This window comes from Tenggerimyces flavus, assembly GCF_016907715.1.
Classification (GTDB): domain Bacteria; phylum Actinomycetota; class Actinomycetes; order Propionibacteriales; family Actinopolymorphaceae; genus Tenggerimyces; species Tenggerimyces flavus.
In genome coordinates this window covers 4060123-4072778 of record NZ_JAFBCM010000001.1, presented here as the reverse complement: position 1 = coordinate 4072778, position 12656 = coordinate 4060123, and the positions used below count along the sequence as shown (strand labels likewise).

Sequence of the window (12656 nt, the reverse complement as noted above, 5' to 3'; positions counted from 1 at the left end):
CATCTGCGGTGGGCTGGAACGCCCAAGTGCTCTGAAGCCGGGACTCGCCTGCGCCGGCGGTGATCATGTACGTGATCATGAAAGGGAACCCGTCGCATACGGCTGTCTGGCTTCATGATCACGTTCATGATCACCCGGGCCGGGGCGAGCCTGCGGACACTCACTCAGACTTGTCGGGACCGCGCCGCTTGTCGATTGTGGGCTTCCCGCATCGTGACTTTACCCATCAAGGGGGCGTTTCCTACCCGTCTGTGTGACCCCGGAACGCCCCCTTCGTGGGCAAAGTGCTCGGGAGGTCTCGTGGGCCACGCTGCTCGTCGTTTCTGGGCTCTGCTCCTGCTCGGCCACTCCTGCTCGGCCCACCCCTGCTCGGCCCACCCCTGCTCGGCCCACCCCTGCTCGGCCAGCGGCTGGCCGGTGTTCGAGCCGTGTCTGTTTCGCGTTCCATTGGCGCGACGGTGGGGATGTGGTGATGGCCCGTCGCCATCCTCTTCGCCGCTGCTGTTGGGTCGCGGGGAGGTCTCGGGCGCGGTGTTCGATCGGCGCTGCTCTGGGTTTGGTGCTCTCGGGTCTGTGGCGGCGTCCGAGTGTGGTGGCCGGTCCGGGGCGCGTCGAGGCCGCCGCGGCGGCTTCGCAGAGGGGCGACGTCGCTTCGCGACCGCGGAGCGGCCCTTGACTCGCCCCGGCCCGGCCACCTGTTTTTCACGCGCCGCCCCTGCCCCCGGAACAGGTGTCCCGGGGGAGGTTCCTTCTTGCTGGGGTTTGCTGCCGTGCTGAGGTCGCTTGTGGGGATTCCCCAGGTCTCTTGTGGTGCGGATGAAGCCGGGCGTTCGCTGCCTCTTCATCTGTTTGTCCACTCCTCTCTCCGGCTCGCTGCCAGACTCCTTACTGGCGTGCTCACAGGCTTCAACGCCGCGTGCGCAAGACAGGCAGGCGGCTGCAGCCATATGGGCGATGGCGCGGAGATCTCTCCGCGCCATTTGTCGTATGCGGCTACCGTTGCCGGATAGCAGGGCGCTGGACGCTGGGGCACGGGGACGGACGAGGGAGGCCAGCAATCGTGGCCGACGGGCAGGAGTCGAACAAGAGCACGCCGTGGGAGATCGGCGGCATCGTCGGTCGAGGCCCGGCGCACGATCCGCTCGTCGCGAGACGCACCGCGGACGATCCGCCGTTCGATGTCTTCCTGTCCGGCAAGGTCTTCCTCGACATCATCTTCACTGGGCTCGCCTCCCCACCCGCCGCGGGGACCGAGATCTATACCTCCGGCATGGGCTCGAGCCCCGGTGGCATCGCCAATCTGGCCATCGCGCTAGCCAGGCTGGGCCTCAGGACGAGCCTCGCCGCGGCGTTCGGGGCGGACGTGTACGGCGACTTCTGCTGGCGCACGCTCGCCGAGCAGGAGGGCGTCGACCTGTCCACCTCGCGCCGCTTCCCGCAGTGGCACTCCCCCGTCACGATCAGCCTCGCGTACGAGTCCGACCGCAGCATGGTCACGCACGCGCACGAGCCGCCGGTCCCCGCCGACGACATGATCGCGAGCAGCCAGCCGGGTACGCCGAAGACGAGGGCGTGCTTCGTCGACCTCGACCACGAGACCGAGAACTGGGCCGCCAAAGCCCACTCCGAAGGCGCCCTGGTCTTCGCCGACATCGGCTGGGACCCGACCGAGCAGTGGCGACCCGAGGTCCTCGACCGGCTGCAGGTCTGCGACGTCTTCCTTCCGAACGCGACCGAGGCCATGCACTACACCCGTACGGACTCACCGCAGGATGCCCTGCACGAGCTCGCCAAGCACGTCCCCGTCGCCGTCATCACCCGGGGCAGCGAGGGCGCGGTGGCGATCGACACCACGACGGGTGAGGAGGTCGACGTCCCGGCCCTCCCGGTCGAGGCGCTCGACGTCACCGGCGCCGGCGACGTGTTCGCCGCCGGGTTCGTCACCTCGACGCTCGCCGGGTGGCCGCTGCTACACCGCCTGAGGTTCGCCAACCTCTGCGCCGCGCTGTCGGTGCAGCACTTCGGCGGCTCGCTGTCGGCGCCGGGCTGGGCCGACATCGCCGCGTGGTGGCAGGTGGCCAAGCGGGTGCCCGGTCTCGGGCACGTGGCGAGGCAGTACGCGTTCCTCGACGACGTCGTCCCGCAGACCCCCGTCGGTGCCGTACGCAGGGCCACCGCCACGATCGGCTTCCAGACCGGCGAGATCGCGCCCTAGCCTCGTTCTTTCGTCCGACCGTCGGCCCGGACCGCCCCCGCCTGGGGCTAATGATCATGTTTACATGGTCATTGGCCGCTTTACGTGGGGTGGACGCCAGGTAGGGCGGCCACTGGCCGGGTAAGGCGACCACGACACGCTTCACCTACGGAGCGCCTTCCCGCTCAGCTCACTCCAGGCGTCGCCACCCCAAGCCTCCCCAGCAGGACAGACATGCCCGGCTTTCACGCGCCGAAGTCGTCCACCAACACCCGAAATCCCGAGGCTAGGGCTTGCAGACCACGTAGCCCGGCTGCTGCTTGGAGTTGTCCCCCGGCCACGAGCACGTGTCCGAGATCGCCTTGGACGGCGACGGGTACTTCAGCCGCGCGACGTCGCCGGGCTTGGCGTTGTTCCAGATGTGCCAGCCGGAGTTCCAGTACAGGTGTCCCGGCCGGTTCGTGCCCTTGCCCGTGTGCAGCGTGACGGCGCGCTTGCTGGCGACGACGAACGACGGGAAAACGTACGTGTGCCCCACCGCGTCCGCGACTCGCATGCCCTTCAGGTTGATCGCGTAGCTGCCGGTGTTCTTGATGACGACGTACTCGCCGTTCAGGTTCTTCGTGTTGTCGGTGCCGGGCGAGTTGTACTGGATGTGCCCGAACTGCAACGGGTTGCCCGCACTGGCCTCGGTCGCGGTGAGCACGCTGAAGCCGAGGGCTGCGACAAGGGCCGCGGCGAACGAGATTTTGGACACACGTCGGTAAGGCATAGGTGGGATTTCCCCCTCAGGAATGGGTCGGGAAGTTCCGCGACCCGACAGAGGCTAGGGAAGGCCCATCGTCGAACGCAGTCGAACGTAAAAGATCGGCCGCGACACTTTGTCGCGGCCGATCGTCAATGCTGAAAGATGTTTACGCGTTGCGCTTGACCCACGCCCACGCGCTGGTGGCACCGAACAGGATCAGGGCGATGACCCCGAGTACGAGCGCTCCCTTGATGAGGAAGCCCAGCACAGCGAAGACCAGCCAGATGGCGGCAATGATCAGCAGGATCTTGAGCAGCATGTCGACCTCCTCCCGTTCCTTGGGTGCGTACCAACTCTACGACCGGCACCGTCCGACGGGTTCCGGGACGATCCCTGACTCTTCCCCTAGAACGCCGGCAGCACGCCGCCCGCGTACTTCTCCTCGATGAACTTCTTCACCTCGGGAGACTGCAGCAGCGACACGAGCTTGGTGATCCGCGGGTCCTTCTCGTCGCCGGTACGGACGACCAGCCCGTTCGCGTACGGGTTGTCCTTGCCGTCCTCCAGCACCAACGAGTCGGAAGCCGGCTTCAGGCCCGCCTCGATCGCGTAGTTGCCGTTCACGACCGCGGCGCCGACGTCCTCCAGCGAACGGGGCAGCTGCGCGGCCTCGAGCTCGTGGATCTTCAGGTCCTTCGGGTTCGCGGTGATGTCGCGCTGCGTCGCGGCGGTTCCCGCGCCGTCCTTCAACGTCAGCAGGCCGTTCTTCGCCAGCAGGTTGAGCGCGCGCCCACCGTTCGTCGCGTCGTTCGGGATCGCGACCTCGGCACCAGCCGGCAGAGCGCCCACGTCCTTGACCGAACGGGAGTACAGGCCGAGCGGCTCGATGTGCACGGGAGCGACGAACGTGAACTCGTACCCCTTCTGCTTGATCTCCTCCTCGAGGTACGGGACGTGCTGGAAGTAGTTCGCGTCGAGCTTGGCTTCCTTCAACGCGACGTTGGGCTGCACGTAGTCGTTGAACTCGACGATCTCGATCTCCAGCCCGGCCTTCTCCGCGAGGTTGTCCTTGACGTACTTGAGGATCTCGGCGTGCGGCACCGGGTTCACTCCGACCTTCAACGGGGCCTCGGGATCTGCCGCCTCCCCGCCGTTGCTGCCGCACGCGGCCAGGCCGACCGCGAGAACGAGGGCAGACAGTGTCAACCAGAGCTTGCGCATCTGAGGGATTTCCTTCCTTGCTGTTTCAGCGATGGTCCAGCCGGCGGGCGATCGTGTCGCCGGCCATCTGTACGAGCTGGACCATCACGATGAGGAGGACCACGGTGGCCACCATGACGTCGGTCTCGAACCGCTGGTAGCCGTACCGGATCGCCAGGTCGCCCAGTCCCCCGCCACCGACGACGCCCGCCATCGCGCTGTAGCCGATGAGCGCGACGATCGTGATCGTGAGTCCGGACACAAGACTTGGCAACGTCTCACGCAAATAGACTGTTCCCACGACGTCGCGCGTCCGCGCACCCATCGCGAGCGCCGCCTCGACCAGGCCGCGGTCGACGTCGCGCAGCGAGGTCTCCACGAGACGGGCGAAGAACGGGATCGCGCCCAGCGACAGCGGAACGATCGCCGCCGTGCTGCCGATCGTGGTGCCGACGACCAAGCGGGTGAACGGGATCACCGCGACGAGCAGCACGATGAACGGCAGCGAACGCCCCACGTTCACGACCGCGCCGAGCACGCGCTGCGCTTTGGGCGCGGCGAGCAGCCCGCCCTTGTCGGTCAGCAGCAGGAGAACGCCGAGCGGCAGCCCGCCGACGATCGTGACGACCGACGCGAGGCCGACCATGTAGAGGGTGTCGACGGTCGCGTCGAGGAGCTCGGGAACGAGGCTCTGCCAGTCGTTCATACCCGGTGCACCTCCGGCGCGAGCTCGAGCTCGCCGAATCGCTTGAGCGCGCCATCGCAGGCCTCGGCGGCGCCGAGCAGCTCGACCCGCAGCCGCCCGACGCGCAGGCCGGCGAGCGACTCGAGAGCGCCGGCGACCACGCTGATGTCGATGTCGAACGTGCGCGCGGTCTCGGTGATCACCGGCCGGTTCGCGGCCTCGCCGAGGAACGTGAGGTCGGCGATCACTCCCCCGTTCGTCGCGGGCTCGGCGACCGGGAGGCGTGGCAGCAGGGCGTGCGCCAGTACGGAGTTCGGCGTCGAGAGCAGCGACGCGATCGGGCCCTTCTCGACGACCTTGCCGTCCTTGAGCAGCGCGACGGAGTCGCAGACGCTCTTGACGACCTCGTACTCGTGCGTGATCAACAACACAGTGACGCCGAGGCGGCTGGTGATGTCGCGGAGCAGCCCGAGGATCGAACGGGTCGTGTCGGGGTCGAGCGCGCTGGTCGCCTCGTCGCACAGCATGACCGCGGGACCGGCGGCGAGCGCGCGGGCGATGCCGACGCGCTGCTTCTGGCCGCCGGAGAGCTGAGCGGGATACGCCGCGGCCTTGTCCGCGAGGCCGACGAGGTCGAGCAGCTCGTCGACGCGCAGGTCGCGCTTGCGTCGCTTCACGCCGGCGAGCTCGAGCGGGAGCGCGACGTTCGCGGCGACCGTACGCTGGGCGAGCAGCTCGAAGTGCTGGAAGATCATGCCGATCTGCTGGCGGGCTTTGCGAAGCTCCTCACCGCGCAGCGACGTGAGCTCCTGTCCGGCGACGGTGACCGTGCCGGTGTCGGGGCGCTCGAGCAGGTTGACGCAGCGGAGCAACGTGGACTTGCCGGCACCGCTCTCGCCGACGACGCCGTACACCTCGCCCGGCGCGACCTCGAGATCGACGCCGGCGAGCGCGACCACGTCCCTCCCGGGGAGGTGGTACGTCTTGCGAAGATCGTCCAGCTCGATCACCGAGGTAGTGAACCAGCCTGTCCGGAAGCAGCCAAACGCGGGTCTCGCTATCCAGACGCGGTTCTCGTCAGGTGGGACGATCGCGGCGCGAGGCCGGTCGCGATCGCGACGGCCACCAGCGCGAGCTTCAGGCCGAGAACGAGGGCCAGCTGAGCCGCCGTTCCGGTGGGCGCGGCGACCCAGAGGTTGATGGAGGCGTGCAGGACGATGGCGACCGGCACGCTCTCCCGGCTGCGCAGGAACAGCCAGGTGTAGAGGATCGAGGTCGCTGGGAGGTCGACGAGGTGGAACAGCCAGGGGCTGCCATCCAGCGCCGACCCCGCGGTGATCCACAACGGCAGGTGCCAGACGGCCCAGAACACGCCCAGGATCAGGCTCGCGACCAGCGCCCAGTGGCGTTCCAGCAGCGCCGGCAGCGCGTACCCCCGCCAGCCGGTCTCCTCACCGAGGCCGTCGGTCAGCAGCAGAACAGCGAAGAAGCCGATCGCCGCCACACCACTGTCGAGCGCGCGGGGCCACAGGTCACCGAGCCCGAGGGCGGCCGCGATCCCGCCGACGAGCAGGGCGAACGCGGCAGGCCCGAGCAGCGCGATGGCGTACCACTGCGGTCCGACCCGCCACCTACCCAGCCGACCGAGCCACGCCCGCACCTCGGCACGCCCACCCACCAACGCCGCGGTGAGCAGTGCCGCGATGGCGGGCATCCAGGACCAGTACAGACCGAGGGCGGTCGCCAGGTCGGCGACCGCCCCTCGAACGATCCCGTGCGAAGCCAGCGCTCGCGGCACCCAGACGACCCAGGTGAGCGCCAGCGCCAAGCTGAAGAAGACGACGAGCCGTCTCACGTTCATTCTCGGACTCTGCACCCGAAGGCGTCCCACCGTCCCCAGTTTCCACAGGTCCCGCGACTTCCCTTGCCAGGATGGGGTTTGGGGTGGCTTTGCCACGTGGTAAACCCCGGTTGGGTTAGGGAAGTCGTGGTGCTTGGGGACGGTCAGCCGTGGCTGGACTTCTTCCAGATGTTGATGCCCGCCTCGACCGCGTGCTGGTCGATCTCCTCCAGCTCGGAGTCGGTGAACGCCGGACCGTCCAGCGCCGCGACGTTGTCCTGCAGCTGCTCCACGCTGCTCGCGCCGATCAGCACCGAGGTCACGCGCGAGTCGCGCAGTGCCCAGGACAGCGCCAGCTGCGCCAGCGTCTGGCCGCGCCGCTCGGCGATCCCGTTCAGCGCCCGGATGTGCGCGAGGTTCTTCTCGTTCAGCTGGTCCGGGTTGAGCGACTTGCCCTGCGCCGCACGCGAGTCGTCGGGGATGCCGTTCAGGTACTTCGAGGTCAGCATCCCCTGTGCCAGCGGGGAGAACGCGATGCAACCCACGCCCTCGTCACCGAGCACGTCGAGCAGCGCCTCCTCGATCCAGCGGTTCAGCATCGAGTACGACGGCTGGTGGATGAGCAACGGCGTACCCAGCTCGCGCAGGATCGCCACAGCCTGCCTGGTGGCCTCGGGCGAGTACGACGAAATGCCGGCATAAAGCGCTTTCCCGGAGCGAACGGCCGTATCCAGCGCGCCCATCGTCTCCTCGAGCGGCGTGTCCGGGTCGAACCGGTGCGAGTAGAAGATGTCGACGTAGTCCACGCCCATCCGCTTCAGACTCTGGTCGAGGCTGCCGAGCACGTACTTCCGCGAGCCCCACTCGCCGTACGGGCCGGGCCACATGTAGTAGCCCGCCTTGGTCGAGATCACCAGTTCGTCCCGGTAGGGAACGAAGTCCTCGCGGAACAGCTTGCCGAAGTTCAGCTCGGCCGAGCCCGCCGGAGGGCCGTAGTTGTTGGCGAGGTCGAAGTGCGTGATGCCGAGGTCGAAAGCCCGGCGGAGGATCGAGCGCTGCCGCTCCAACGGGAAGTCGTCGCCGAAGTTGTGCCACAGTCCGAGGGAAACGGCCGGCAGGTTCAGGCCGCTACGTCCCGAGCGGCGGTACTGAATCCGGTCATAGCGGTCGTCCGCAGCGAGATATGCCATGCCCGTGAGTCTTCCACGCCAGCGCGACGGTCCACTGGCGGCGCCCTATCCTGGACACATGATCATCGCCGAAGACCTGCTGTTGCTCCTGTACGCCGACGCCACCGGCAAGGCGGTCGTCGAGCGCACGAAGGTCGACCACGCGCTCGCGGGTGCGGTGCTCATCGAGCTCGCAATGGCCGGCCGCGTCGACATCGCCGGCGAGAACGACACGGAGCGCAAGGGCCGCCTGGTCGTCCGGGACAGGTCGCCGTTCGGCGACGACGTTCTGGACGGAGCCCTCGAGATCATCGACGACAAGGAAGGCCGCAAGCCGCAGAACGTCCTTGGCGCGTTGGCCAAGAACCTCCGCGACCGGCTGCTCGACCGGCTGGCCGACCGCGGCGTGCTCGAACGCCGCGAGGAGAAGGTGCTCGGGCTGTTCCCGACCACGCGGTGGCCGGCGGCCGACGCCGCAGCCGAAGCGGAGGTCCGTTCCAAGCTGGACGCCGCGCTGCTGCTCGGCAAGGAGCCCGACCCGCGGACGGCCGCGCTCATCGCGATGCTCTCCGCGATCGACTCGGTGCAGAAGGTCGTCGACGCGCCGGACCGCCGCGCGGTTCGCAAACGGGCCAAGGAGATCGCAGAGAGCGCCTGGGCTGCCGAAGCGGTCCGCAAGGCCGTCGAAGCCGTCCAGGCCGCGACCACCGCGGTGATCGTCAGCGTCGCGGTCGCCGGCGGAGCAAGCAGCAGCTGAGCACGTGGCACCGTTGCGGGCCGGTCCGGTCGACATCCCCGAGGACGAGCTCACCTGGCGGTTCTCCCGGTCGAGCGGCCCGGGCGGTCAGTCGGTCAACACCACCGACTCGCGGGCGACCGTGTCGTTCGACCTGGCCGGTTCGCCTTCCGTACCGGACAACCTGCGCGAACGGGCCGTCCAGCGGCTCGGCGACCGGCTCGTCGACGGCGTGCTGTCGATCGCCGCGTCCGAGCACCGATCCCAGCTCGCCAACCGGCGCGCTGCCCTCGTCCGGCTCACGACGACGCTCGAACAGGCCTTCGCTCCCCCACCCCGGCCGAGGCGTCGTACCCGCCCTACGAAGGGCTCGGTCCAACGCCGGCGGCAGAACAAGCAGCAACGCAGCCAACTCAAACGCCTTCGCGAACGTCCTGCGGACTAGCCCGAATCCGCATAAGCGGAGGGTGATCGAGGATCGGCATTTTCCGGACCCCGCTGGTTGCTGACTGTTAACCTGGCAGGGCCGAGACCACCTGGGGGGTGTGTATGCGGTTTCGGATTCTCGGGCCTCTCGAGGTCCTCGAAGACGGTCGTTCGGTCAACGTGGGCGGGCCGCAGCAGCAAGCCCTGCTGGCGATCCTGCTGCTCCACGCCAACCGGGTCGTGTCCACCGATCGCCTGGTCGAGCACCTGTGGGGCGACCGCGCTCCGTCCTCCGCGCGCGGCCTGCTGCAGGGCTGCGTCGCCCAGCTCCGCCGCGCCCTCCAGACCGACCGGCAGCCGCTGCAGACCCGTCCGCCTGGCTACCTCCTCGAGGTACGGCCGGGCGAGCTCGACCGCGACCGGTTCGAGGAGCTCGTCGGCGCCGCGCACGCGCTGGACGGCGACGAGTCCGCCGCGGCGCTGGAGCAACGTTCCGGCCTGCTGACCGAGGCCCTCGCGCTCTGGCACGGTCCCGTGCTGGAGGGCATCTCCCAGGAGACCGGCCGCGTCGAGGCCATGCATCTGGAGGAGCGCCGGCTCACCGTTCTGGAGGAACGGATCGAGTTCGACCTGCGCCGCGGCCGACACGCCGCTGTCGCCGCCGAGCTGCGGTCGTACGTACGTTCCCACCCGCTCCGCGAACGTCTCTGGGCGCTGCTGATGATGGCGCTCGCGCGCTCGGACCGGCAGGCCGACGCGCTCGCCGCCTACCGCGAGCTCCGCGGCACCCTCGTGGACCAGCTCGGCGTCGAGCCCTCCGCCTCCGTTCAGGACCTGCATCGGCAGATCCTCAGCGGCGGCATGCCGATCGAGGAGGAGCCGGCCGCCGTTCCGCTGGAGGCGAGGCCGCAGCCGTTCGACATCACCGTGCCCGCCCAGCTGCCCGCCGGCACCGCGGTCTTCACCGGTCGCGCCCGCGCGTTGAAGCGGCTGGACGAGCTGCTCGCCGACGCCGCCGACGGGGTCGCGCTCGGCGTGATCTCCGGCACCGCCGGCGTCGGCAAGACGACGGTCGCCGTGCAGTGGGCGCACCAGGTACGCGAACGCTTCGCCGACGGCCAGCTGTACGTCAACCTGCGCGGCTACTCCTCGTCGCCGCCGATGCGCCCGATCGACGCGCTCGCGGGCTTCCTCCGCGCGCTCGGCGTTCCCGCCGACCAGGTGCCGGTCGACCCCGACCAGGCCGCCGCGCTCTACCGCACGCTGCTCGCGGGCAAGCGGGTGCTGGTCGTCCTCGACAACGCCAAGACCGCCGAGCAGGTCCGCCCGCTGCTGCCGGGGACGCCCGGCTGCCTCGTGCTCGTCACCAGCCGGGAACGCCTCGGCGGGCTGATCGCCCGCGAAGGCGGCCAGCACGTCACGCTCGACGTCCTCGACCCCGAGGACGCGAACGCCTTGCTGGCCAGGCTTCTCGGCCCCGAACGGATCGCCGCCGAGCCGCAGGCCGCCGAGAAGCTGGCCAGGCTCTGCGCGCTGCTGCCGCTCGCGCTGCGGATCGCGGCCGCCAACCTCACGTTCCACCAGCAGGGCAGCATCGCCGACCAGGTCGCGGACCTGGTCGCGGGCGGGCGGCTCGACGCGTTGCAGATCGGCGACGACGAGCCGTCGGCCGTCCGTTCCGCGTTCGACCTCTCGTACGAGGCGCTCGACCGAGACGCCCGCCGGCTGTTCCGGCGGCTCGGGCTGATCCCCGGGCCGAACGTCAGCGCCGGTGCCGCCGCGGCGCTCGCCGACCTGCCCGTTCCGCACGCGGTCGCGCTGCTGAACAGGCTCGCCGGCGCGCATCTGGTCGACCAGCCCGAGCCCGGCCGGTACGTGTTCCACGACCTGCTCCGGCTGTACGCGGCCGAGCGCGCCGAGTCCGAGGACAGCGACGACGACCGTTCCGAGGCGACCGCGCGGCTGAACGACTGGTACCTCGACCAGGTCGCCGCCGCGGCCACGTTGCTCTATCCGCAGGTGCTGCGCCTGTACGTTCCCACGTCGGTCCACGCCGAGTATCCCGACCCCGCCGCCGCGCTGGCCTGGCTGGACGCCGAGCTGCCCAACCTGATCGCCGCGATCGAGCACACCGCCGCCCACGGCCCGCCGCACTACGCGTGGCTGCTGGCCGACGCGCTCCGCGGCTACTTCTGGCTGCGCCGCAACGCGGTCGACTGGCTCGCCGCCGCCGGGGCCGGGCTGGCCGCGGCCGAGCGAGCGGACGACCTCCGCGCGCGGGCTGCCGGACACTTCGGCCTGGGCATGGCGCACCTGTGCCTGAACAAGTACCCGCAGGTCATCGAGCACCAGGAGGCCGCGCAGGAGCTGAGCGAGCGCGCCGGTTGGCGCGAGGGCGAGGCGAACGCGTACGGCAACCTCGGCGTCGTCTACTCCGAGCTCGGCGAGCTCGGCCTGTCCGCCGCCCTGCACCTGCGGGGGCTCGCGGTCAACCGCGCGATCGGCTCGCGGCGCGGCGAGGCGATCAACCTGTGCAACCTCGGCGTGCTCTACCTCGCCCAGGGGCGGCTGCGGCTCGCGGGCGACTACCTGTCCCAGTCGATGCGCTACTACCGCGAGCTGGGCGAACGGCACGGGCTCGCGATCGCCACCCACTATCTCGGCGAGCTCTACCACCGGCTCGGCCGCTTCGACGACGCGCTGTCGACGCTCGCCGAGGCGCTGTCGCTGTATCGGAAGGTCGGGAGCGTGAACGGCGAGGGCATGGCGCTCGGCGCGCTGGCGGCGGTGCACTCCGACGCCGGTCGGCAGGCGACCGCGGCGGAGCACGCCCAGCGCGCGTTCGAGCTCGTCCAGGGAACGAGCGACCGGTTCACCGAGGCGTACACGCGCAACCGGCTCGGCGTGGTCCGGCGCCGGCTCGGCGAGTACGAGGCCGCGATCGACCAGCACACGCGGGCGTTGCAGCTCGCGCGGGAGACGTCGGCGCGGCATCCGGAGACCGAGGCGCTGATCGGGATGGCGGTCGCGCTCGGCCGGCTCGGTCGGACGGAGCCGGCGCTCGTCCACGCCCAGCACGCGGTCGAGGCCGCCCGGAGCATCGGCTATCAGATCCTGCACGGCCAGGCCCTGGTGGCGCACGCGGTGCTGCTGGTCGAGCTCGACCTGGACGGCGCCACGGCGCACGCCCACGAGGCGTTGGAGCTGCACCGCGACACCGGCTACCGGCTTGGGATCGCGCGGACGCTCGCGGTGCTGGCCGACGCCCTCGAACGTTCCGGCGACCCCGAGACGGCCGCCGCCCACCGACGCGAGGCCAACGCGCTGTTCGCCGACATCGGCACGCCTGAAATCGCCGGCTAGCCAGGTGGCCCCCCGCACCGCGCGGATTGGATGAAGGTGCCCTTCATCCAACGCCAAGCTCGGCCCGCTCGCGACGTGCCCTCCACCGCGATGATCATGTACGTGATCATGAAGGCTGAGCGGCGTATGGGACGGCTCCGGCTTCATGATCACGTTCATGATCACGGGGCAGTAGCCGGACCGAGGTCGACGGCAGCTTTGGATGGGGGTGCCCTTCATCCAAACCGCCGCGGCGGGCCTGATCCAGCGAAGGGCGGCGCGCGGATCGGATCCCGGGAAGAATCTCTTGCGGATC

At 69.7% G+C, this 12656-nt stretch carries 11 protein-coding genes; 4 read left to right on the top strand and 7 right to left on the bottom strand.

Going from position 1 to position 12656, the window contains the following annotated elements; all coding sequences use genetic code 11:
* Window positions 1–1060: 1060 nt before the first annotated feature.
* Entirely contained in the window at window positions 1061–2215 is a 1155-nt protein-coding gene (locus JOD67_RS19040) for a carbohydrate kinase family protein (RefSeq protein ID WP_307782453.1), read from the top strand.
* Between the two features lie 265 nt (window positions 2216–2480).
* Here the strand turns inward: JOD67_RS19040 and JOD67_RS19035 are convergent, their stop codons facing one another.
* The 7 genes from JOD67_RS19035 to mgrA form a co-directional block, all read right to left on the bottom strand.
* Window positions 2481–2951 (bottom strand): lamin tail domain-containing protein, encoded by a 471-nt coding sequence (locus JOD67_RS19035; protein WP_205118952.1) that lies wholly within the window; start codon window positions 2949–2951, stop codon window positions 2481–2483.
* 157 nt (window positions 2952–3108) lie between these two features.
* Window positions 3109–3261: a hypothetical protein gene (locus JOD67_RS19030; RefSeq protein WP_205123376.1), complete on the bottom strand. Its 153-nt coding sequence runs from the start codon at window positions 3259–3261 to the stop codon at window positions 3109–3111.
* An 86-nt stretch (window positions 3262–3347) separates the two neighbouring features.
* Window positions 3348–4163, bottom strand: a complete 816-nt coding sequence (locus JOD67_RS19025) for a MetQ/NlpA family ABC transporter substrate-binding protein (protein ID WP_205118951.1) — start codon at window positions 4161–4163, stop codon at window positions 3348–3350.
* Window positions 4164–4188: 25 nt separating this feature from the next.
* Window positions 4189–4848 carry a methionine ABC transporter permease gene (locus JOD67_RS19020; protein ID WP_205118950.1) on the bottom strand — a complete coding sequence of 220 codons (660 nt, stop codon included), beginning with the start codon at window positions 4846–4848 and terminating at the stop codon, window positions 4189–4191.
* The gene (locus JOD67_RS19015) at window positions 4845–5837 is read right to left on the bottom strand and encodes a methionine ABC transporter ATP-binding protein (protein ID WP_205118949.1); all 993 of its coding nucleotides are present in this window, start codon (window positions 5835–5837) and stop codon (window positions 4845–4847) included. The genes JOD67_RS19020 and JOD67_RS19015 overlap by 4 nt, the downstream gene beginning before the upstream one ends.
* A gap of 47 nt (window positions 5838–5884) precedes the next feature.
* Entirely contained in the window at window positions 5885–6688 is an 804-nt protein-coding gene (locus JOD67_RS19010) for a CPBP family intramembrane glutamic endopeptidase (RefSeq protein ID WP_205118948.1), read from the bottom strand.
* Window positions 6689–6831: 143 nt separating this feature from the next.
* Window positions 6832–7857 carry an L-glyceraldehyde 3-phosphate reductase gene (mgrA, locus tag JOD67_RS19005; protein ID WP_205118947.1) on the bottom strand — a complete coding sequence of 342 codons (1026 nt, stop codon included), beginning with the start codon at window positions 7855–7857 and terminating at the stop codon, window positions 6832–6834.
* A 58-nt stretch (window positions 7858–7915) separates the two neighbouring features.
* Here mgrA and JOD67_RS19000 point away from each other — a divergent pair, with 58 nt between their 5' ends.
* The 3 genes from JOD67_RS19000 to JOD67_RS18990 all read left to right on the top strand — a co-directional run bounded on the left by JOD67_RS19000 (window position 7916) and on the right by JOD67_RS18990 (window position 12361).
* A complete protein-coding gene (locus JOD67_RS19000; protein WP_205118946.1) occupies window positions 7916–8593 on the top strand; it encodes a GOLPH3/VPS74 family protein in 678 nt (225 codons plus the stop codon).
* 13 nt (window positions 8594–8606) lie between these two features.
* Window positions 8607–9017, top strand: a complete 411-nt coding sequence (gene arfB / locus JOD67_RS18995) for an alternative ribosome rescue aminoacyl-tRNA hydrolase ArfB (protein WP_239555036.1) — start codon at window positions 8607–8609, stop codon at window positions 9015–9017.
* A gap of 104 nt (window positions 9018–9121) precedes the next feature.
* A complete protein-coding gene (locus JOD67_RS18990) occupies window positions 9122–12361 on the top strand; it encodes an AfsR/SARP family transcriptional regulator (protein ID WP_205118944.1) in 3240 nt (1079 codons plus the stop codon).
* The last annotated feature ends 295 nt before the right edge of the window (window positions 12362–12656 follow it).